23 protein-coding genes and 1 other annotated feature are annotated in these 20,491 nt (G+C 45.0%); of the genes, 20 read left to right on the top strand and 3 right to left on the bottom strand.

Annotated features, from left to right (window positions below):
• Nucleotides 1–64: 64 nt before the first annotated feature.
• The 15 genes from WKT10_RS11685 (at nt 65) to WKT10_RS11755 (ending at nt 13,739) form a co-directional block, all read left to right on the top strand.
• Nucleotides 65–370, top strand: coding sequence for a DUF5655 domain-containing protein (locus WKT10_RS11685; RefSeq protein ID WP_340277334.1), 306 nt, complete (start codon nt 65–67; stop codon nt 368–370).
• Nucleotides 371–379: 9 nt separating this feature from the next.
• Nucleotides 380–952, top strand: a complete 573-nt coding sequence (locus WKT10_RS11690) for a GrpB family protein (protein ID WP_340277336.1) — start codon at nt 380–382, stop codon at nt 950–952.
• A complete protein-coding gene (locus tag WKT10_RS11695) occupies nt 949–1,101 on the top strand; it encodes a hypothetical protein (RefSeq protein WP_340277338.1) in 153 nt (50 codons plus the stop codon). Before WKT10_RS11690 ends, WKT10_RS11695 begins: the two co-directional genes overlap by 4 nt.
• 83 nt (nt 1,102–1,184) lie before the next feature.
• Nucleotides 1,185–1,877 (top strand): MBL fold metallo-hydrolase, encoded by a 693-nt coding sequence (locus WKT10_RS11700; RefSeq protein ID WP_066549102.1) that lies wholly within the window; start codon nt 1,185–1,187, stop codon nt 1,875–1,877.
• Nucleotides 1,878–1,896: 19 nt separating this feature from the next.
• Complete coding sequence (locus tag WKT10_RS11705; RefSeq protein ID WP_337434380.1) at nt 1,897–2,223, top strand: hypothetical protein; 327 nt, start codon at nt 1,897–1,899, stop codon at nt 2,221–2,223.
• A 296-nt stretch (nt 2,224–2,519) separates the two neighbouring features.
• Nucleotides 2,520–2,735, top strand: a complete 216-nt coding sequence (locus WKT10_RS11710) for a PF20097 family protein (RefSeq protein ID WP_066549095.1) — start codon at nt 2,520–2,522, stop codon at nt 2,733–2,735.
• A 110-nt stretch (nt 2,736–2,845) separates the two neighbouring features.
• Entirely contained in the window at nt 2,846–3,301 is a 456-nt protein-coding gene (locus WKT10_RS11715; protein WP_340277341.1) for a hypothetical protein, read from the top strand.
• 88 nt (nt 3,302–3,389) lie between these two features.
• Nucleotides 3,390–4,094: an MFS transporter gene (locus WKT10_RS11720; RefSeq protein ID WP_340277343.1), complete on the top strand. Its 705-nt coding sequence runs from the start codon at nt 3,390–3,392 to the stop codon at nt 4,092–4,094.
• A gap of 368 nt (nt 4,095–4,462) precedes the next feature.
• Complete coding sequence (locus tag WKT10_RS11725; protein WP_340277345.1) at nt 4,463–6,769, top strand: hydratase; 2,307 nt, start codon at nt 4,463–4,465, stop codon at nt 6,767–6,769.
• 20 nt (nt 6,770–6,789) lie between these two features.
• Nucleotides 6,790–8,133: a citrate synthase gene (locus WKT10_RS11730; protein ID WP_337434377.1), complete on the top strand. Its 1,344-nt coding sequence runs from the start codon at nt 6,790–6,792 to the stop codon at nt 8,131–8,133.
• Nucleotides 8,134–8,136: 3 nt separating this feature from the next.
• Nucleotides 8,137–9,138 (top strand): isocitrate/isopropylmalate dehydrogenase family protein, encoded by a 1,002-nt coding sequence (locus WKT10_RS11735; RefSeq protein WP_340277347.1) that lies wholly within the window; start codon nt 8,137–8,139, stop codon nt 9,136–9,138.
• An 82-nt stretch (nt 9,139–9,220) separates the two neighbouring features.
• Nucleotides 9,221–9,457: a binding site (T-box leader), on the top strand.
• Between the two features lie 81 nt (nt 9,458–9,538).
• Entirely contained in the window at nt 9,539–11,953 is a 2,415-nt protein-coding gene (leuS, locus tag WKT10_RS11740) for a leucine--tRNA ligase (protein ID WP_340277349.1), read from the top strand.
• Nucleotides 11,954–12,057: 104 nt separating this feature from the next.
• Nucleotides 12,058–12,639, top strand: coding sequence for a 50S ribosomal protein L25/general stress protein Ctc (locus tag WKT10_RS11745; protein WP_178275755.1), 582 nt, complete (start codon nt 12,058–12,060; stop codon nt 12,637–12,639).
• 108 nt (nt 12,640–12,747) lie between these two features.
• Complete coding sequence (locus tag WKT10_RS11750) at nt 12,748–13,005, top strand: hypothetical protein (protein ID WP_340277354.1); 258 nt, start codon at nt 12,748–12,750, stop codon at nt 13,003–13,005.
• Between the two features lie 5 nt (nt 13,006–13,010).
• Nucleotides 13,011–13,739 carry a L,D-transpeptidase family protein gene (locus tag WKT10_RS11755; RefSeq protein WP_340277357.1) on the top strand — a complete coding sequence of 243 codons (729 nt, stop codon included), beginning with the start codon at nt 13,011–13,013 and terminating at the stop codon, nt 13,737–13,739.
• Nucleotides 13,740–13,780: 41 nt separating this feature from the next.
• Here WKT10_RS11755 and WKT10_RS11760 read toward each other — a convergent pair whose 3' ends face one another.
• Together WKT10_RS11760 and WKT10_RS11765 are read right to left on the bottom strand one after the other, a co-directional pair.
• Entirely contained in the window at nt 13,781–14,062 is a 282-nt protein-coding gene (locus WKT10_RS11760) for a hypothetical protein (protein ID WP_066549070.1), read from the bottom strand.
• 67 nt (nt 14,063–14,129) lie between these two features.
• On the bottom strand, nt 14,130–14,558 hold the full coding sequence (locus WKT10_RS11765; protein ID WP_317438906.1) for a hypothetical protein: 429 nt from the start codon (nt 14,556–14,558) through the stop codon (nt 14,130–14,132).
• A gap of 136 nt (nt 14,559–14,694) precedes the next feature.
• Between WKT10_RS11765 and WKT10_RS11770 the strand changes: the two genes are divergently transcribed.
• Nucleotides 14,695–14,862 (top strand): hypothetical protein, encoded by a 168-nt coding sequence (locus WKT10_RS11770; protein ID WP_340277359.1) that lies wholly within the window; start codon nt 14,695–14,697, stop codon nt 14,860–14,862.
• Nucleotides 14,863–15,021: 159 nt separating this feature from the next.
• On the opposite strand, the gene WKT10_RS11775 is transcribed toward WKT10_RS11770, so the two are convergent.
• On the bottom strand, nt 15,022–15,255 hold the full coding sequence (locus WKT10_RS11775; protein WP_066549066.1) for a hypothetical protein: 234 nt from the start codon (nt 15,253–15,255) through the stop codon (nt 15,022–15,024).
• 190 nt (nt 15,256–15,445) lie between these two features.
• Here WKT10_RS11775 and WKT10_RS11780 point away from each other — a divergent pair, with 190 nt between their 5' ends.
• From WKT10_RS11780 to WKT10_RS11795, 4 genes are all read left to right on the top strand, one after another.
• Nucleotides 15,446–16,621, top strand: a complete 1,176-nt coding sequence (locus WKT10_RS11780) for an alanyl-tRNA editing protein (protein ID WP_340277363.1) — start codon at nt 15,446–15,448, stop codon at nt 16,619–16,621.
• Between the two features lie 16 nt (nt 16,622–16,637).
• Complete coding sequence (locus tag WKT10_RS11785; RefSeq protein WP_340277365.1) at nt 16,638–17,807, top strand: AI-2E family transporter; 1,170 nt, start codon at nt 16,638–16,640, stop codon at nt 17,805–17,807.
• Between the two features lie 178 nt (nt 17,808–17,985).
• Entirely contained in the window at nt 17,986–19,431 is a 1,446-nt protein-coding gene (locus tag WKT10_RS11790) for an ABC transporter substrate-binding protein (RefSeq protein WP_340277367.1), read from the top strand.
• Nucleotides 19,432–19,552: 121 nt separating this feature from the next.
• Nucleotides 19,553–20,479 (top strand): carbohydrate ABC transporter permease, encoded by a 927-nt coding sequence (locus tag WKT10_RS11795; protein WP_296038127.1) that lies wholly within the window; start codon nt 19,553–19,555, stop codon nt 20,477–20,479.
• The last annotated feature ends 12 nt before the right edge of the window (nt 20,480–20,491 follow it).

The following is a 20,491-nucleotide window of genomic DNA, read 5'->3' on the forward strand; positions in this document are numbered from 1 at the left end:
GGACGCCAGACAGTTTTTTGATTCCTGCCCGGATACATATCCGCTGTATGAATGTTTTGTTTAAATGCTGGTTTCACGTTTTCCGGAAACCAGAATAAAGGTGCAGAAATCACAGATTTCTTTTTATAACAGACACCTCTACGCCTGTGTGTCATTTCTGAGAGTGAAAAAGAAGGCAGAGCTTCCAGAAAGCTATTTTGTACTGACTCAGGGACTGGCAGAGTCTTTAAATTCGGATCGTGTGGCTGTAAAGACAGAGCCATATCAGGGCAGATGGATCACTCATTTTGTGATCAGTAAGCCCTCTGATCTGGATGAGGAGCTGTTTGACTGGATTACTCAGGCGTATGATTTTGCGCAGTTAAAATGAGGAGGGTCTGTGAATAAATCATTATCAGAAATGACATTAAATGAATTGTGGGAATTATTTCCGGTTATTCTTTCTGAGCATAAGACGTATTGGAGCGATTGGTATGCACAGGAGAAAAGACGGATCGAAACATTTCTGCAGATGCCCGATGTACGGATCAGTCATGTGGGAAGCACTGCGGTTCCCGGTATCTGGGCAAAGCCCATTATTGATATTCTGGTGGAAATACCGAAGACAGCTTCTATGGAATATGTAAAAGAGGTGTTAACCCGTCATGGATATATCTGTATGTCGGAAAGGGATAACAGAAAATCATTCAATAAGGGCTATACAGAGAATGGATTTGCGGAAAAGGTATTTCATTTGCATTTGCGGTATTATGGGGATCATGATGAGCTGTATTTTCGTGATTATTTGAAGGGAAACCCTGCTGCCGCTAAAGAGTACGAGGCGTTAAAGCTGTCATTGTGGAAGAAATACGAACACAACAGGGATGCTTATACCGACGCCAAGAGCGAATTTGTTAAGGAGTGCACGGAAAAAGCAAAATTGGATCACAGGGGATGTGGACAGGATAAATGATAGAGGTATTATTTGGAGAGAGTGAAGCGGCTTCCATGAAAGCCGCAAAGAACAGGGAGGTAATCTGTGTTGGTTTTATGCTGGATATCGGTTTATGCCATAAAGCTTCCGGAGCATGCGGTAAGAAAAAGAAGCGTCATTTCCTATAGAAACTGGGGCGAGGTTTCGACGGAGGAGTTTGCCGGTTTTCTCTCTCAGGAGAGAAGATTGACGAAGGAGGAGAAGATTGAAAATGAAATTAAACAAATTAACGAACAGAATTTATTTTTTAGAACATGACCCTGAAGCAGACCGGCCTATGTTAGCTTATCTTAAAGGGGATAAATTATCTCTGGCGGTTGACGCCGGGTATTCCGCTGCTCATGTTCAGGATTTTTATGAGGCAGTCGAATCAGAGCATTTTAGAAAACCTGATTTTACTGTAATTACACACTGGCATTATGACCATACGTTTGGTATGCATGCCATCAGCGGAATAAGCATTGCCCATGACAAAACAAATGAGTTTCTCAAAGATCAGCAGGAACAGGCGAGGGACTCCGGTTATATGGAAGATCTGAAAAAAGAAGATGAACATTTTAGAAAAGAGTATTACGGACAGGAGAAATTAAATATTGTGCTGTCAGATATAGCATTTTCAGATAAAATGACGCTGGATTTAGGAGGGCTTACGGCCCGAATCTTTCATACAGTTTCACCGCATTCAGAGGATACGGTCTGTGTTTATGTGCCGGAAGAAGGAGTATTGTTTTTAGGAGATTCCACAAGTGAGGATTTTTTTAATGACGGATATATGGATAAGAATAAGCTGCATTCTTTGATACAGACAATTCAGTCGGTTGATTGTGAATACTGTATATTAAGCCACTGTGAGCCGCTTGGTAAGGAAGAACTGCTTGCGTATTTGTATTCATTAGAAGCATAAGCGTTCAACGGAGGAAATTATGGCTGGATTAAAAAAGAACATTATTTTTTACATTTTATTGTTTATAGATTTTTATATCATTCCCCGGTTTATAAAAGATACAGGAAGTGCAGTGATTGTGATGTTAATGATTATTCCTCTGATATGTTTAATAACATCTGTTTTTTATGGAATCAGGAATGGCTTTGATTTTTGGTATATTTTGATTGCAGCAATTATGTTTACCCCATCTATATTTATATTTTATAACTCAAGTGCATGGGTATATGTAGTTGGATACGCAGTTATCGCACTATTGGGGAATTTAATAGCATTACCATTAAGAAAAAATAAATCGGTAATCTAAGGAAGTCTGGCTTAATAGGGAGGTGCCGGCAGATGAACTGTCCTAAGTGTGGAAAAGAAATGGGCTCCGGTTTTTTGCAAACTGGAAATATTATTGCTTTTAATAAAACTTTTATAAACATAATGTTCAGTTTGCCAAGCTGGAAAGGGTTATATAAAAATTAATTGGTTCGACCAATTTTACTAAAGAGATACCATTGGAAAAGGGAAAATGGCAGTATAATTGCTCAGATATATTTCAAAACGGAGGAAACATAAAGATTGTAGGAACAATCAAATTTGCGGAGGTGAAATAATATGAAGTGCCCATATTGTGGTGAAGAAATGAAAAAAGGATTTTTAATGAGTTCTAGAGATATTACGTTTGCAATTGACAACCCGGATGGTAATATTTTCCGAATTAAAAAACATGGTGATCTGGAATTAAGCAAAGGCTCAGGGGGGATACCTCATTGCGAAGCTTATCAGTGCAGCAGCTGTAAAAAAATTATGATTGATTATGCAAATAGATAAAATCCAAGGTTTACAGTTCACTTTATGGAGGAAGCCGGATGGATATAGAAGCAATTTAGACAGCCATCGGAAAATATGTATCAATCTGGATTGCATTTATAATTTTAATAATGTCAATAACAGCCTGCGGTAGGAAAGATACGCGGGATATTGTTTCAGAAGTCCTTTCTCTGGACGCGTCCGGGGGAAGTGAGATATTAAACTATGACACCCACAGCGGGAACGGGGACGGTACTTCCTGTATTGTGCTTCATTTTAAGGAGGATGCGGTTTTAAAAGAAATTCAGGAGAATAAATGGAACGCTTTTCCGTTGGATGAAACCGTGAAAACTCTGGTTTATGGCACAGAGGATGGGGGAGGAAAATATGGGCCATATTTGACCGATCAGGATGGTAATCCATTGATTCCGGAAATCCGGAACGGTTACTATCGGTTAATCGACAGGCAGATAAAAATGGGTGAAGCATCCGGAGCGGATATTCTTCATAGAAATTCTTTTAATTTTGATCTGGGGTTATATGATGCGGATACCAATACGCTGTATTTCTGCCGGATGTATACGTGAGGAGCAGCGGCTATACTGATTTCCGGCCTTATCCGGCAGAGGATATGTATTGCATAAACAGGAACGGTTGTACTGGGGGTGATTTTAAATGAAGCAAGGTACAAAAATGGTTGTTTGGGGCTTGGGGCTGGGGTTGTCATTGCTGGTTATGAAAATAGGATTTTGTATCCCGAATCATTTTTTCGGAGTTGCAATTATCCTGATGATTTGCGCCGGAGCTTCTGAAATGTCAATGGCTCAGTGGGCATCAGCTTTTGCAGAATCTGCATTAGGATTAACAAAATCCGTTGGCGATTTGGCGGGGCCGTGTTTGTTTGCGATCACAATGGGAATTGCCCGTGTGCTGTACGGCAAATTTGGTGATAAGATAGATTTGACAAAGTTCATGCAGGTATCGGGAGTTCTTTGTGTATTGAGCTATCTTTTTGTTGGTCTGTCTGCAATGCCGATTTTGGGGTTGATTGGATGTATCATATGTGGCTTCTCAGTTGGTATTATGTGGCCCGGAAGTATCAGCATTACTGTTCCGAGGATTCCAAAAGGAGGTACAGCCTTGTTTGCACTGCTGGCTGTAGCCGGAGATATGGGTGGTGCTTTGGGTCCGAGTATGGTGGGATATTTTTCGCAGCAGGCAGGAGATAATCTTCAGACAGGTTTATTGATGGGATGCATATTTCCTTTGATCATGTTGGCCGCTTTGATTGCAATGCGAAAAATGGCAAGAAAGGATAAATACTGCGGTTGCGCTAATGTAATATCACCGCAGGTAAGTTATACAAAGCAGTCTTTATAACCTTATTCGCAAATATTATAGAAGAAACGATACAATTCTATTATGAAAAGCTCAAAGATACATATAAGAATCCGGCTGAACGTCCTCAATACATCCCCAAATTTACAGATGGATGCACCTTTTTCATATTCCGGCATGAGGATAACAGCCGCCGCATACACTGTCAAAAAGCCAAAACAGATATTTTAACAGTGTGAAGTGATAGTAAATAACAGTGCTGAGTACAGGAGATTCGGTTTTGCCACAACTAAAAAGCTGTATCAATTACAACTTTTCAACTGGACAAATAAGCATCTGTGATTTATAGTATAAAAAACAACGAATTCACAGATTTGGAAACAGACAGGAGAATCCGGGAGGTAGAGAGCATGGTATCATTATATGAAGGCGGCGTTTATCTGGTAAATGGAACAGAGCTGGTTCCGGAAAAGGAAGCAGGAAAGGTAGAGGCACTAACTGGAAAAGCGGCAGACCGTGAGACTGCCAAAAAGGGTACGATTGCCTATTCTATTTTAAAGGCGCACAACACAACGGAGGACATGGAGCACTTAAAACTTCGCTTTGACAGTATGGCTTCCCATGATATTACCTTTGTGGGGATCGTCCAGACAGCCAAAGCCTCCGGGATGGAGCAGTTTCCTATTCCCTATGTATTGACGAACTGTCACAACACACTCTGCGCAGTAGGCGGCACCATCAATGAGGATGATCATATGTTTGGGCTTTCTGCGGCAAAGAAGTACGGCGGTATCTATGTACCTCCGCACATTGCGGTGATCCATCAGTACATGAGAGAGCGGATGGCAGGCTGCGGAAAGATGATTTTAGGCTCCGACAGCCATACCCGCTATGGCGCTCTCGGCACCATGGCAGTAGGAGAGGGCGGCGGAGAGCTGGTAAAGCAGCTTCTTAAGGATACCTATGATGTGTCTTATCCCGGCGTAGTTGCCGTATATCTGGACGGAGCGCCAAGACCGGGAACCGGGCCTCAGGATATTGCCCTTGCGATTATCGGGGCTGTATTTAAAAATGGATACGTGAAAAATAAGGTGATGGAATTTGTAGGCCCCGGCGTTTCTTCCATGACAACGGATTTCAGAAACGGCGTAGATGTGATGACCACAGAAACTACCTGTTTAAGCTCCATCTGGCGCACTGATGAGGACACCAGGGACTATCTGGCAAAGCATCACAGAGAAGAGGATTACAGACAGCTGGATCCCGCTGATGTGGCTTACTATGACGGCTGTGTGTATGTGGATCTCTCTACGGTAAAGCCCATGATCGCTCTGCCGTTCCATCCCAGCAATACATATGAGATTGACGAGCTGAAGGAAAATCTGACGGATATTTTGGCTCTGGTGGAAAAGGAAGCTGCAAGGATTTCAGGCGGCCGTGCATCCTTTACCCTGCTTGATAAGGTACAGGGAAAAGATTTGATGGTACAGCAGGCAGTGATTGCAGGCTGCGCCGGCGGAAATTATACAAATGTAATGGAAGCGGCTCAGGCCCTTCGGGGAAGAAACTGCGGCTGCGGCGAGTTCTCCCTGGCAGTCTATCCTTCTTCTCAGCCTGTATTTGCAGATCTGGTAAAGAAGGGAGCTGTTTCGGATCTGATGAACGCGGGAGCCATTGTCCGCACCGCCTTCTGCGGCCCCTGCTTTGGCGCAGGTGATACGCCCTGCAATAATGGTTTAAGTATCCGCCACACTACCAGGAATTTCCCTAACCGGGAAGGCTCCAAGCCTGGAAACGGACAGATGGCAGCAGTAGCGCTGATGGATGCCCGTTCCATTGCGGCAACAGCGGCAAACGGAGGCAGACTGACTTCTGCCTGGGAGATGGACGGCTGGGATCAGGTGCCTGAGTATGAATATGACGATACTTCTTATCGAAACCGGGTATACACAGGCTTTGGAGCGGGTGATGCGTCTGCAGATCTGGTATACGGGCCGAATATCAAAGACTGGCCGGAGATGAGCCCGCTGACAGACAATATTTTATTAAAGGTATGTTCAAAGATTCTGGATCCTGTGACGACTACGGATGAGCTGATTCCCTCCGGCGAGACCTCATCCTACCGCTCCAATCCTCTGGGGCTGGCAGAGTTTACTTTATCCAGAAGGGATCCGGAGTATGTGGGCCGCGCCAAGGAGGCGGGAGCTCTGGAAACAGCCAGAAGAACCAGGGGCACCGGAGCGCAGCTGGAAGCAGAACCGGCTCTTGAAGGTATCTTTGCAGCCATCCGTACCATTTCCGGAAATGAAATGGTAAAAATGGATGACACAGAGCTTGGAAGCATGGTTTATGCTGTAAAACCAGGCGACGGATCTGCCAGAGAGCAGGCGGCCAGCTGCCAGAGAGTGCTGGGCGGTCTTGCAAATATCTGTAAGGAGTATGCGACCAAGCGCTACCGCTCCAATGTAATTAACTGGGGTATGCTTCCCTTCCAGATGGAGGAGGAGCCGGATTTTGAAGTGGGTGATTACATTTATGTACCCGGAATAAAAGCTGCCCTGGAAGGAGATTTAAAGGAAATTCCGGCGTATGTTCTGGGAAAAGACGGAACTGCACCGATAAAAGAAATCAGGCTTTATATGGCAGACATGACGGCTGAAGAACGGCAGATCGTAAAGGCCGGATGTCTGATCAACTATAACAGAAACCGTCATTAAAATCAGAAAGGAGAACCGCCATGACAAGAGAAAGCTATCTTGCACAGTTTTATGGAAAGTCTCAGAATTATACAGATATTCCTAATAAATGGTATAAGGAATACAATGTAAAGAAAGGTCTGAGAAATGAGGATGGCACAGGTGTCCGTGTTGGGCTTACACGGGTTGCAGATGTTGTAGGATACAGTGAGGGAGCGGACGGACAGATTGTGGCGATTCCCGGAGAGCTTTATTACAGAGGCTACAATGTGGTCGATCTGGTAAAGGGAAAGCTGAACAGCCATTTCGGCTATGAGGAGGTATGCTTCCTTCTGCTTTTTGGGTATCTTCCAAAAAGAAAGGAGCTGGATCAGTTCTGTGCAATCTTAAGAGATTGTTATGAGATACCAGATGAATTTGTGGAAATGAACCTGCTGCGGATGCCGGGAAAGAACCTGATGAACAAGCTGCAGGATGCGGTTCTTACCCTGTATAATTATGATGACGATCCAGACAATACAGATGTATATGAAACGCTGGTAAAAGGAATCAACCTGGTGGCAAAGCTGCCGTCCATTGCCTGCTATGCCTATCAGAGTAAGGTTCATTATTATAACAGAGACAGCCTCTTTATCCATTATGCCAATCCGGAATATTCCATTGCAGAAAATTTCCTGAGTGTTCTGAGAAAAGATCAGAAGTTTACGGATAAGGAAGCCAGCCTCTTAGATACGATCCTGATGCTTCATGCGGATCATGGCGGCGGAAATAACTCTACTTTTACCAACGTGGTAATTTCCTCTACAGGGACAGATATTTATTCGACCGTATCTGCCAGCATCGGTTCTTTAAAAGGCCCCAGACACGGAGGCGCCAATATCAAGGTGGCAGAAATGATGGATGCAGTTTTGGATGAAGTCGGAGGCTATACGGCAGATGATAAAAAGCTGCGGGCTGCAGTCCATAAGCTGATGGATGGAAAGCTGTATGACGGTTCTGGTCTGGTATACGGTTTCGGCCATGCGGTTTATACGGTTTCCGATCCCCGTGCAGATATGCTCAGAGCCTGCTGTGCAGAGGTGGCTAAGGAGAAAAAGCAGATGACGGAATTTGACTTCCGCCAGAGGTTTGAAAATGCTGCCCTGGAGGTTATGAAGGAGAGAAAGGGTGTGGCTCTGCCTACCAATGTAGACTATTACAGTGGTTTTGCTTATGGAATGTTAAATATTCCCAGAGACCTGTATACACCATTATTTATGTGCAGCCGTATGGTAGGCTGGGTGGCCCACAATATCGAAAACAAGCTGTATGACGGACGGATCATGCGTCCTGCTACCAAGTATGTAGGGGACAATAAGGACTATATGCCAATGGAGGAGAGATAAGTCATGGAAATGAATACAATCACAGTATTTAAGGGAGACGGCATTGGACCGGAGATTACAGATGCAGTGCTTGCAATCCTGGATGCGGCAGGTGCAGATCTGGATTATGAGATTTTCCGTGTAGGAGCGGCAGAGTATGAGGAAAATGGTGCTCTGATACCGGAAGAAGGCTTTGCTTCCTTTGAAAAGACCCATGTGCTTTTAAAATCTCCGATCACGACTCCATTAGGAACCGGCTTCCGTTCGCTGAATGTAACGCTGCGCAAAAAATACGATCTTTACGCCAATATGCGCCCTGCAAAGTCTAACGCTGCAGTTAAGACGCCCTTTGAACATGTGGATATTGTAATGTTCAGAGAAAACACAGAGGATCTCTATGCAGGCGTGGAAGAAAAGATTGATGAGAATACGGCCCATTCCATTAAAATCATTACCAGAAAATGCAGTGAGCGCATTGTCCGATCCGCCTTTGACTATGCGGTAAAGAACAAAAGAAAAAAAGTAACCTGCGTCCATAAGGCTAATATCATGAAGCTTTCCGACGGCCTGTTCCGTGATGTTTTTTACGAGATCAGCCGGGAATATCCTGGAATTGAAGCAGAGGATAAGATCGTTGATAATGTAGCCATGCAGCTGGTAATGCATCCGGAAACCTTTGACGTAATAGTGACAGAAAATCTGTATGGAGATATTCTGTCGGATCTTACCAGCGGGCTCATCGGCGGACTGGGTCTTCTGCCCTCCAGCAATATGGGAACGGACTTTGCCATGTTTGAGGCAGTTCACGGCAGCGCCCCCGATATCGCAGGAAAGGGAATTGCCAATCCCACTGCATTTTTGTGGTCCGCCTGCATGATGTTAGAGCATCTGGGAAAGCAGGAGATTTCTGCAAAAATCCGAAGAGCAGTGGATGAGGTATTAAAGGATGGAACGATTCTAACGCCGGATCTGGGCGGATGCGCTGGAACGGAAGCATATACAAAGGCAATTATCGAACGCCTGTAAGTTTTTGGCGGTATAAACAGCCACGGCTTTTTTTGACAGTATATTGACAGCCATTGTCAAATGTGTTAAATTAAGATTCAGTATAAATGCATTGACAGGAAGTAGTACGTATTTATTTTGTCTCACAGAGAGCCGGTAGAGGCTGAGAGCCGGCGGCAGGAGGATACTGAACTGGTCCTGGAGCAGCTTTTCTGAAGGGCATTTGCCAGTCTGAGTAGGAAAAGCCGGAGTGCCCACCGTTACAGGGGCAGATGAGTGCGCATGGGCTTACCATGCGAATCAGAGTGGTACCGCGTGGAACTATGACCGCGTCTCTTGAAGCAATTTAAGAGATGCGGTTTTTTGTTTTACAGGAAAGTGTGTCCAGCTCTGAGCACTAATATTAACGGAGGAATGAATTATGGCATCACAGTACAATCACAGCGCCATTGAAAAGAAGTGGCGTGAGAACTGGGAAAAAAATCCGATCAATGTAAATGACGGAACGAAAGAAAAATACTACTGCCTGGATATGTTCCCGTATCCATCTGGAAGCGGCCTTCATGTAGGTCACTGGAGAGGCTATGTAATCTCTGATGTATGGAGCCGGTATCAGCTGTTAAGAGGCAAATATGTGATCCATCCTATGGGATGGGATGCATTTGGACTTCCGGCAGAAAATTATGCCATCAAGATGGGCGTTCATCCTGCAAAGTCCACAGAGGCCAACATTACCAATATCAAGCGCCAGATCAAGCAGATTGCTGCAATCTATGACTGGGATATGGAAGTAAATACCACAGATCCTGAGTTTTACAAGTGGACGCAGTGGATCTTTGTGCAGATGTTTAAAAAGGGACTTGCCTATGAGAAGGAATTCCCTATCAACTGGTGCCCTTCCTGTAAGACCGGCCTTGCAAACGAAGAGGTGGTAAACGGCTGCTGCGAGCGATGCGGAACCTCTGTTACAAAGAAGAACCTCCGTCAGTGGATGTTAAAGATCACGGCCTACGCAGAGCGCCTGTTAAATGATCTTGACAAATTAGACTGGCCGGAAAAGGTTAAGAAGATGCAGGCGGACTGGATCGGCAAATCCTACGGCGCCGAGGTGGAATTCCCCATTGACGGCAGAGAGGAAAAGATCACCGTTTATACTACAAGACCTGATACCCTTCACGGCGCAACCTTTATGGTTCTGGCTCCGGAGCACAAGCTGGCAAAGAGCCTGGCTACCGATGAGACAAGAGAAGCCGTTGAAAAATATATTTTCGATTCCTCCATGCGTTCCAACGTAGACCGTATGCAGGCAAAGGAAAAGACCGGCGTTTTTACAGGCAGCTATGCCATCAACCCCTTAAATGGAGCAAAGACGCCAATCTGGCTGTCCGATTATGTACTGGCTGATTACGGCACAGGTGCCATCATGTGTGTACCTGCCCATGATGACAGAGACTTTGAATTTGCTAAGAAATTCGGCCTTCCTATCGTTCAGGTAATCGCAAAGGACGGCAAGGAAATTGAAAATATGACTGAAGCCTATACAGAGGCAAGTGGAACCATGATCAATTCCGGCGAATGGAACGGCATGGAGTCCTCTGTTCTGAAAAAAGAAGCTCCTCAGATGATCGAGGAAAAGGGCTTTGGACGCAAGACAGTCAACTACAAGCTGCGCGACTGGGTATTCTCCCGTCAGAGATACTGGGGCGAGCCCATTCCGATCATCCACTGTCCAAAGTGCGGCTGCGTGCCTGTTCCGGAGGATCAGCTTCCGCTGCGTCTGCCTGAGGTAGAGAGCTATCAGCCTACCGGTACCGGTGAATCTCCTCTGGCTGCCATTGACGAGTGGGTCAATACCACCTGTCCGGTCTGCGGAGCTGCTGCAAAGAGAGAGACCAATACCATGCCTCAGTGGGCCGGTTCCTCCTGGTACTTCCTGCGCTATGTGGACAGCCACAACAGTGAGGCCCTTGTTTCCAGAGAAAAGGCAGATAAGTACCTTCCTGTAGATATGTATATCGGTGGCGTAGAGCATGCGGTGCTTCACCTTCTGTATTCCCGTTTCTACACCAAATTCCTTTGCGATATCGGTGTTGTCGATTTTGATGAGCCCTTTAAGAAGCTCTTTAACCAGGGTATGATCACCGGAAAGAACGGCATCAAGATGAGCAAGTCCAAGGGAAATGTCGTTTCCCCGGATGACCTGGTAAGAGATTACGGCTGTGATTCCCTGCGTCTGTACGAGCTGTTCGTAGGACCGCCGGAGCTGGATGCAGAGTGGGATGACCGAGGGATCGAGGGCGTTTCCCGTTTCTTAAATCGCTTCTGGAACCTGGTCATGGACAGCAAGGATAAGGATATCCAGCCGACAAAGGAAATGATCAAGCTCCGCCATAAGCTGGTATATGATATTGAGCAGAGATTCAACCAGTTCAGCTTAAATACCGTTATTTCCGGCTTTATGGAGTACAACAACAAGTTTATCGAGCTGGCAAAGAAGGAAGGCGGAATCGATAAAGAAACCTTAAAGACCTTCGTTACTCTCCTTGCTCCATTTGCACCTCATATCGGCGAAGAGCTGTGGAGCCAGCTGGGCGGCACAGACAGCGTATTCCATTCCCAGTGGCCGGAGTGCGATGAGGAAGCCATGAAGGACGACGAGATTGAGATCGCTGTTCAGGTAAACGGCAAGACCCGCGCAGTCATCAACGTACCTGCTGATATTGCAAAGGATGATGTGATCGCTCAGGGAAGAGAAGCGGTAAAGGACAAGCTGGCAGGAAATATCGTAAAAGAGATTTACGTTCCTGGAAGAATTGTAAATATTGTCTGCAAATAATTTGAGAAAAAGAGAGGAGATTTTCGTATGTTGCGAAAGGTCTCCTCTTTTTTCAGGCATATTTCGCCGCACACGGCATATATAGTCTATAAGGAGGCGAAATTATGGATCAGATTCATGTAAAAAAGAGAGATACTGGAATAAAGGCAAAGCGGTTGAGACAGTTGGGGATGGTTCCGGGTAATATTATTGGAAAGTCCCTTCCTGAGTCCATTTCTATTCAGATGGAGGAGGCAGAGGCCCGCAGGCTGGTGCGGCAGTTAAGAGAGGGAAGTAAGATTGCCATTGACTTGGAGGGACAGGCTATTCCGGCGCAGATTAAGGAAAAAAGCCTGAACACGCTGAATAACGAAATCCTTCACCTCAGCTTTCAGGCGCTGGTTGCAGATGAGAAGGTAAACAGTGTAATCCACATTCTGCTTGAGAATGAAGAAAAGGCTGGGAACCAGCTGGAGAAGATGATGATGGAGATCCCATATGCATCTCTCCCGGCGGACATGATCGATACGATTACCATTGACCTGGATGGAATGGCGGTAGGCACAGTGGTAATGGTGAAGAATATTCCTGAGCTTATGAGTGATGCGATTGAACTGCGGGTGGATCCGGAGGAAATTGTTCTGCGTATCAGTGATAAAACATATCAGGATTCTCAGGCAGATACAGATGGATCAGAAGAAACATAGAAAACAGAAACAGATCGTCAAAACAGAGGCATACATTCAGGAAACTGTAAGAGATTTTCGGATCAATCTATGGTAGAATGAAATCATCAGAGAGGAGTGTGTGCTTCTATGTTTGGTTTTTCAAAGAAAGAAATATTTATGAATACGGATCCGGAGCTTTTCTTTCGGATAACAGCAGCGCTTAAGGAACATGGAATAAGATATGAAACAAAACATGTAAACGGTACTACTGTAAATCGGATGACTGGTACTGCGGCTTCTGTGGGAGAAACTCTCAGACGCCAGACCTCGTACTATGCCTATGTGGATAAAAAGGATGCGGAAGAAGCTGCCTATATTGTGAAAAAGGCGCTGGAGCGGAGGTAGGAGATATGTACAAAAGAAAAAGGATGGGCACTGCTGTTGGAGTATGCATCTGTGCAGCATTGATGTTTGGGACGGCAACGGCTTTTGCAGCGGGACAGGCTGAGACAGGGTCAATGAGCGGCGGACCTGGTGAGATAAAAACTCATGACGAGAAAAAAAAGCAGGATCAGTTTCAGAGTACAGATCAGTTGATCCTTGTTAAAGGAACGGTCGGCTGTGAGGCTGATATTTCCTACTATGTGCATATGCAGGATGGCTGGCGGCATATGTGGACAGAGCCGGGCTATGTGGGAAGCAAGGGGATCACAGAAAACAAAAAGGAAGGGGATAAGGCCACACCGGCTGGAGTTTACAGCTTTGATCTGGCATTCGGCCTTTTGGAGGATCCGGGAAGTGTGCTGCCTTATCACCAGATTGTCCAGGGAGATATCTGGGTGGATGATCCTGCCAGTGCATATTATAACCGCCTTGTAAATACATCTTCTGTATCAAAGGACTGGGTTTCGGGCGAAAACCTCATTCAGGCCTCGCCCTATTATAATTATGCTCTGAATCTGACCTACAATGCAGATTGTGTGCCGGGAGAGGGTTCTGCTATCTTTCTTCACTGTTTTATGGATTCCTCCTATAAAGGTTCTTCAGGCTGCATTTGTCTGCCTCAGGAACGGATGGAGGAGCTGATAAAGAACGTAACATCGGATACGAAGATTGTTATTGTCGGCAGTGACGGATGACGAGTCCGCCTCTGCTGACAAAATATCTGTGTGATTTGGGACTATTTTCCAGCCATAAGTTTTTGAGAGATCATTTTTAAGAGATCGACCTTCTTTTTTTCCTTGGGCGTCATATGGGCGCTGAGGATATTTATAAGGAGAGCGGTCTCTTTGTCATTAAAATGGATTCCCTGTTTTTGGGATTCTAAGTGAATCGCCATAAGGGTCTGGGGAAGCTCTTCCTTTTTGGATCGGCCTGCCTGTTCGGCAAAGCGGGTCAGAAGCTCCAGTTTTTCTTTGTCCATAGTCTTAAGACGGGGATCATTTTTCCAGCTGTCGTCCATAATTATGTAATCCTTTCCGGGATCTGCATGTACGATTCCCTTTTAGAATGAATGTTTGTACGAAGCATTATGCCATGGCCTGGAAAGCCGTGACCATCATTTGAAGTGTTTCAAAACGGGCCTGCTGTTCCGGAGACAGGAGACGGCGCAGCTGTTCCATGGGGGTCTGCCCTTCGATAAAGGCTTTTGCCAGATCGATTAGATCCTGTTCCTGTGGGGTTCCATAAGGCCGTATCGCCTTTAAAAGCTCTTTGACAGAGCCGCGGGACTGAGGTTCTTCCAGAGAACAGATTCCCATGGAAGCTATTTCTTCTGTTTCAAAAAGCTCCAATGTATTTTTTAATTCCTGAGCTTTTACAAATACAGATACAGCTTTTTGTTCCGGTACTTCTAAAAAAGGCAGGGCAGCCTTGATCATCTGAAGGTGGTGGTCACCAATGAGATAGTCCAGATCGGTGAGTTTATAATCACTGCTTTCCCCTGAAGGGTTCGCCATACTGCTTCACCAGCTTTCATGCTTTGGTCTAAACATATGCTGTTTTTGGGAATCTCATGCATATATATAAAATAAGGGAAGGATTGATATTCCCCATTTTCAAAAACGCAAAGTATGGAAAAAGAGGTTAATGTATATGTATGGAAAGCTTGTTATAGATGGAAATGCTGTATATGAAATAGATGAAGCCTGTCTTTTGAGAAAAAGGGACGAAAAAATGGGCGGTCAAAACGGCTGCCAGGGAATGGGATGTCCATTGAAATCTTCTCCGGAAGCAGTTCACAAACCGGGCGGACGGGGATAAGATGGACGGATTGAGAAAGGGCGGCTGAGGGCCGCTTTTTCTTCGGCTTATTTTTTAAAGGACAGGGCCGCAGCCCTTCGGACGCTGTCTGCGCCTGCCGGTCTGCGGCCCTGTGAGGAAGATAAGGGGGTTAAAGCGTTAAGTCTGTGCGCAGGGGAATCAGCAGAAGCTGTTTCCGCCGCAGCAGCACAGGATCAGAAGGATCCAGATGATATCGCATCCGCATCCGAATCCGCCGCCGTGGTTATGTTCACAGCATCCGCCGCCGAAGCTGCCTCCGCCGCAGCAGCACAGGATCAGGATCAGCCAGATGATATTAAAGCCGCCTCCTGACTGGCATCCGCACCCGCAGTCACATCCGCATCCGCAATTTGTTGCTGCTACATCACTCATTTTTGTTCCTCCAGAACTGTTTGATTACAATGTATCATATGAAGGGAAGCTTGCTCATGTTTCTGAAAATACGAAAAAATTTTAGAAAAATTAAATGGAAGAGCCTGACAAAATGTAGTATAATCTGTTACAGTCCTGTCCGTGTATAAAACGGACAGCAGATTATGCGTATGGGACCGGAGGAGAAAAAATGGATCAGAATCGTTTATATTACGGAACACCTTATGTAAAAAGCTTTATGTGTACCGTTTTGTCATGTACACCATCAAAAAAAGGAACATGGGAGGCTGTCTTTGATCAGACCGGCTTTTATCCTGAGGGCGGCGGACAGCCCTATGATACAGGAACAATCAACGGGATTTCTGTATTAAGCGTCCATGAGAGAGCGGGGGAGATTGTTCATGAGCTGGCAGAGCCCATTGAAGCAGGAATCCGGGCCGAGGGAATCATAGACTGGAATAGACGGTATGACCTGATGCAGCAGCATACCGGAGAGCACATTTTATCCGGACTGGTGCACCGCCATTTCGGCTATGACAATGTGGGCTTTCACATGGGAGCGGATGAAGTAACGATTGATTTTAACGGTGTTCTCACCCAGGAACAGCTTGAGATGCTGGAGGATGAGGCAAATGAAATTGTATATGCCAATGTGCCGGTAAAGGTGCTTTATCCATCAGATGAGGAATTAAAAAATCTGGAATACAGGAGTAAAAAAGAGCTTACCGGGCAGGTGCGTATTGTGGAAATCCCCGGCGCGGATGTGTGTGCCTGCTGCGGAACCCATGTAGAACGTACGGGAGAAGTGGGTATAATCAAAACAAGGACGATGATCCATTATAAGGGCGGAGTGCGTATTTCCATGCTTTGCGGCCGTCTGGCCCTTTTGGATTACAGAAACCGTTTAAAGGATGAAATCCGCATTTCCAATTTTCTTTCCGCCAAAGTAGCTCAGGTTCCTGAGGCAGTAGAAAAGCTTAAGCAGGAAAGCCAGCAAAAAGACGGGCATATTGGGGAAATGTGGCGTCAGATCTTTCAGCTGAAGCTTGCAGTATGTCCTGAAAGCCACGGACCGGAGGAATTTTTTGAGGAAGGCATGGAGCCGCTTCAGCTCCGCCAGTTTGCCACCCTGCTTTATGAACAGAACAAGGGAAGGATTACAGGTGTATTTTCCGGAAATGATGAAGCTGGTCTGTATCAGTATGCTCTTGGCAGCAGCCAGGCAGATATGAGGATTTTAAGCAAGGCCATGAATGATCGTCTTGCAGGAAGAGGCGGCGGAAGTACGATGATGGCTCAGGGAACCCTTAAGGGAACCAGGGAAGAAATCCGGCTTGTATTTTTAGAAGAGGCAGGAAAATTGTAAAGAAAAGGAAATGAAAATGGAACTGAATCGCGATACCATCAATAAAATAAGGGGCTTGATTCTCTTTACCGTGATTACGGTCATTGTAGGCATCAATTATATAAAGGTGCTGGGACTGCTGGCGGCAGCTGTTAATATGGCTGCCCCATTTATCCTGGGAGCAGCCATCGCTTTTGTACTAAATGTACCTATGCGCAGGATCGAGAGCAGCTTAAGCCACGTGCTGAAAAAGGGCAGCCGTCTGCTGCGCCCTGTGAGTATGGCACTGTCCATCCTCCTGGTGGCAGGTGTGCTGTTTCTTGTTATGTTTGTAGTGGCTCCCCAGCTGGTGCGCACACTATTAGGCCTTCAAAGCAGTATCCCCGTATTTTTCGGAGAAGTCCGTCAGTGGCTTGAGCAGCTGTTTGCAGAAAATCCCCAGATTCTTATCAATATGGAACAGATCCAGATTGACTGGCAGCAGCTTTTCAATGACTCTTTGAAATTTTTGAAAAATGGAGCTGGCTCCATGCTGGATACGACCTTCTCTGCGGCCATATCCATTGTGAATGGAATGTCTACTTTCCTGATCGGCTTTATTTTTTCAATTTATATTCTTCTTCAGAAAGAAAATCTTATCAGGCAGATAAAAAAGCTTCTGGCGGCTTTTCTTCAGGAGAGAACCGTTGAAGGGATTGTGAGGATCGCAGCGCTTACTTCAAGGACATTTTCTAATTTCTTTACAGGCCAGTGTATGGAAGCTGTAATCCTGGGCTCTATGTTTTTTATTGTGCTTGTGGTGCTGCGTCTGCCCTATGCGCTGCTCATCGGTGTTCTGATCGCATTTACAGCGCTGATTCCCGTATTTGGGGCCTTTATCGGCTGGGCGGTAGGAGCTTTTCTCATGCTGATCATTTCCCCTATGGATGCGCTGCTGTTCAGTGTGGTATTTTTCACTCTCCAGCAGATTGAGGGGAATATGATCTATCCCCATGTGGTAGGCAATTCTGTGGGCCTGCCGTCTATCTGGGTTTTGGTCGCTGTAACTCTGGGCGGCAGTATGATGGGCGTGGTAGGAATGCTGATTTTTATTCCGTTGTGCTCCGTGCTGTATACACTTTTGCGGGATACGGTGAATGAACGGTTAAAAAGGAGAAAGTTGAGCGTAAAGCCAGATGATTTAAAAAGAGACAGTGCTGAAAATTAAAAAGTATTGCAAAAAGACATTCTGCTACAGCATAAACACTGATACAGAATGTCTTTTTTTGTAAATATAGTGCATTATAATTAAAAAAGTGATATTTATATTGGAATAAGCCATTAAAATATATAGTTTTAAATGGTAAAATCAGAATAACAAGTTAAAAGTAACAAAGGAGGTTATTATGAGAAGGAGAAGATGGGTGAGTCTGATGTTGGCAGGGACAATGGCAGCATCATTAGCAGGATGTTCAGGCAGCAGTGATGCTGCCAAGGATCAGGAGCCGGCAAAGACAGAAAAGAGTGCAGAGGCTGGGTCCGAAAAAAAGGAGGAGGCAGCAGACTCCGGAGAAAAGACAGTTGTCACAGTATGGACACAGGATCGACATGATTCTGAGTATGTGGAGTCAAAAATCGAGGAATTTAATAATACGAATGATAAGGGAATCGAAATTGCATTAAATGTAATTACAGATGATTATGCAAATATGATGTCATTAGCGTATTCCTCAGGGACCGCGCCGGATATTGCAGGTGTGGGAGCAGCAACCAGTGGATTTGATCTGAAGACATTTGCTGAAGCTGGTATACTGGAGCCCTTAAATGAGTACATAAAGGATACTGAATATGAAAAGGTTACAGAAGCCAGCAAGCTGCAGTTTGAGGGAATAAATGTAATTGATGGTAATGTATACTGGATTCCGACAGGAATGAGAAGCGGTACTAGAATCGAATATAATAAAGAACTGGTGGAAAAAGCAGGATATACGGAATTTCCTGACACACTGGAAGGTGTAGTGGAACTGGCTGACAAGATCACACAGCAGGGAGAAGGAACCACTTATGGCGTAGGTTTTACCCAGTCTGTACCGTTTGAACGATGGCTGGAAGGAGTCGCTGAGACAAGCGGTATTTACCGTTATGACTTTAAAGAAGGAAAGTTTAATTTTGACGGATATAAACCTTTGATTGAAACAGCATCCAAATTCTTTACAAATAACAGTGTATTCCCGGGATCCATGTCTCAGGGAGTAGATGCGATGAGAGCACAGTTTGTAGAGGGCACGTTTGGTATCTGGGGAAATGCTTCTCAGGAGGCGGGAGTATTTACTTCTCAGTTCCCCATTGATAAGTTTGAGTGGGGCGTTGCAGAGGTACCGTCTTTAGACGGAACCAGAAAGGGAGCCCAGGCAATTAAACCTCAGAAGGGATATATGATGTTTTCCTCCTGTCCTCATAAGGATAAAGCTTGGGAAGTAATCAAATTTTTCAGCAGTGAAGAATTCTTAAAGGGTTATCTGGAGGCTGGATTATATCTTCCGATTTCCGATTATATGGATGGCATTATAGATAAATCTAAGACAGGACGTCTTGCAGATTTCGCGCTGACTGATTATGAAAGCGTATATCCGACAGTTCCTTCTGTAACGCTGGAAGGAGATCCTTATGGAACTGTAATCTGGAGAGCAATTATGGGTGATATCAGTGCAGATGAAGCCATTGCGGATTTGAATAAGCGCTACAATGAGGCTTTGGAAAATGATATCAAGATAGGAAAAACAAAACGTATTGTCATCAAAGATTTTGATCCCCTGCATCCGGGTGAGGGAACGGTAGAATATACAGAATAGGTGCTGGGTGTAACGATCGGATATGGTTAATGCAGGAGGTGCTGTAAGGTGACTGTCACAGGTCTTGCAGCACCTTCTTACTGTTTTATAACACTTTAATAAAAGAAAAAGGAGGCTGGCTATGAAAAGCAGTAATAAATTATCGTTTCGGGATCGAATTGCTAGGGCTAACTCCAGGGGAGATTTTGCAGCTGTATTCATGATGCTTCCGGCTGTAATCCTGTTAGTGGTAATGTCGATTTATCCGTTCTTCTGGCTGTTTCGATATATTTGTTATGACTATAATGGATTTAATGCTTATTTTACAGGGGCAAGAAATTTCATGCGTATGCTGGAGGATGAAACCTTCTGGCGGAGTGTACTCCATACCTTTGAGTATGCAGGACTGAAGCTTTTATTTGTAATTCCGCTATCCCTTCTTCTGGCAGTGCTTTTAAACCAGAAGCTGACAGGATCTTCGATATACAGGGGAATTTATTTTATGCCTACTGTTATCAGCTCTGCAATCTACAGTTTGATTTTTGGATTTATTTTTGCGGTGTATAATGGTGTTTTAAATGCATCCCTGCAGAAAATGGGGCTCATCCAGGCTCCTATTGACTGGTTGGGGGATCCTTCTATTGTTATGCTTTCGATTGTGATTGTAGCAGTATGGGGTGGTTTCGGCAATTACATGATTTATTTTATATCTGGTATGAGCAGTATTCCGGAGGAAATTTATGAGAGCAGCCGAATTGACGGAGCCAACGGAGTACAGACCTTTTTCCATATTACACTGCCTATGCTGAGCCCGGTTCTGAAGGTTATTTTAATGCTGGCGATCACCACTGCATTTAAGGACTATCAGTCAATTCTGGTACTTACAGACGGAGGTCCAAACAATCGTTCTCATGTTATGTTTTCTTATATTTATAAGCTTATATTCAGTTCCAGTACAACGCCTCAAATTGGATACGCTACAATGTTAAGTGTTGTTGCTGCCCTTATTATAGGTATTGTCACTGCGATTTATATGTTTGTGGCAAGAAAACTGGATGATGTAGTTTAGGAAAGGAGAGGA

Origin of the sequence: Enterocloster sp. HCN-30185 (assembly GCF_037890305.1) — a bacterium.
Classification (GTDB): Bacteria; Bacillota; Clostridia; order Lachnospirales; family Lachnospiraceae; genus Enterocloster.

What these genes read in the sequence shown, in the direction of transcription:
- WKT10_RS11685 (WP_340277334.1), top strand. Translation starts at nt 65, where the DNA reads ATGCTGGTTTCACGTTTTCCGGAAACCAGAATAAAGGTGCAGAAATCA.
- WKT10_RS11695 (WP_340277338.1), top strand. Translation starts at nt 949, where the DNA reads ATGATAGAGGTATTATTTGGAGAGAGTGAAGCGGCTTCCATGAAAGCC.
- WKT10_RS11700 (WP_066549102.1), top strand. Translation starts at nt 1,185, where the DNA reads ATGAAATTAAACAAATTAACGAACAGAATTTATTTTTTAGAACATGAC.
- WKT10_RS11705 (WP_337434380.1), top strand. Translation starts at nt 1,897, where the DNA reads ATGGCTGGATTAAAAAAGAACATTATTTTTTACATTTTATTGTTTATA.
- WKT10_RS11710 (WP_066549095.1), top strand. Translation starts at nt 2,520, where the DNA reads ATGAAGTGCCCATATTGTGGTGAAGAAATGAAAAAAGGATTTTTAATG.
- WKT10_RS11715 (WP_340277341.1), top strand. Translation starts at nt 2,846, where the DNA reads ATGTCAATAACAGCCTGCGGTAGGAAAGATACGCGGGATATTGTTTCA.
- WKT10_RS11720 (WP_340277343.1), top strand. Translation starts at nt 3,390, where the DNA reads ATGAAGCAAGGTACAAAAATGGTTGTTTGGGGCTTGGGGCTGGGGTTG.
- WKT10_RS11725 (WP_340277345.1), top strand. Translation starts at nt 4,463, where the DNA reads ATGGTATCATTATATGAAGGCGGCGTTTATCTGGTAAATGGAACAGAG.
- WKT10_RS11730 (WP_337434377.1), top strand. Translation starts at nt 6,790, where the DNA reads ATGACAAGAGAAAGCTATCTTGCACAGTTTTATGGAAAGTCTCAGAAT.
- WKT10_RS11735 (WP_340277347.1), top strand. Translation starts at nt 8,137, where the DNA reads ATGGAAATGAATACAATCACAGTATTTAAGGGAGACGGCATTGGACCG.
- leuS (WP_340277349.1), top strand. Translation starts at nt 9,539, where the DNA reads ATGGCATCACAGTACAATCACAGCGCCATTGAAAAGAAGTGGCGTGAG.
- WKT10_RS11745 (WP_178275755.1), top strand. Translation starts at nt 12,058, where the DNA reads ATGGATCAGATTCATGTAAAAAAGAGAGATACTGGAATAAAGGCAAAG.
- WKT10_RS11750 (WP_340277354.1), top strand. Translation starts at nt 12,748, where the DNA reads ATGTTTGGTTTTTCAAAGAAAGAAATATTTATGAATACGGATCCGGAG.
- WKT10_RS11755 (WP_340277357.1), top strand. Translation starts at nt 13,011, where the DNA reads ATGTACAAAAGAAAAAGGATGGGCACTGCTGTTGGAGTATGCATCTGT.
- WKT10_RS11760 (WP_066549070.1), bottom strand. Translation starts at nt 14,062, where the DNA reads ATGGACGACAGCTGGAAAAATGATCCCCGTCTTAAGACTATGGACAAA.
- WKT10_RS11765 (WP_317438906.1), bottom strand. Translation starts at nt 14,558, where the DNA reads ATGGCGAACCCTTCAGGGGAAAGCAGTGATTATAAACTCACCGATCTG.
- WKT10_RS11770 (WP_340277359.1), top strand. Translation starts at nt 14,695, where the DNA reads ATGTATGGAAAGCTTGTTATAGATGGAAATGCTGTATATGAAATAGAT.
- WKT10_RS11775 (WP_066549066.1), bottom strand. Translation starts at nt 15,255, where the DNA reads ATGAGTGATGTAGCAGCAACAAATTGCGGATGCGGATGTGACTGCGGG.
- WKT10_RS11780 (WP_340277363.1), top strand. Translation starts at nt 15,446, where the DNA reads ATGGATCAGAATCGTTTATATTACGGAACACCTTATGTAAAAAGCTTT.
- WKT10_RS11785 (WP_340277365.1), top strand. Translation starts at nt 16,638, where the DNA reads ATGGAACTGAATCGCGATACCATCAATAAAATAAGGGGCTTGATTCTC.
- WKT10_RS11790 (WP_340277367.1), top strand. Translation starts at nt 17,986, where the DNA reads ATGAGAAGGAGAAGATGGGTGAGTCTGATGTTGGCAGGGACAATGGCA.
- WKT10_RS11795 (WP_296038127.1), top strand. Translation starts at nt 19,553, where the DNA reads ATGAAAAGCAGTAATAAATTATCGTTTCGGGATCGAATTGCTAGGGCT.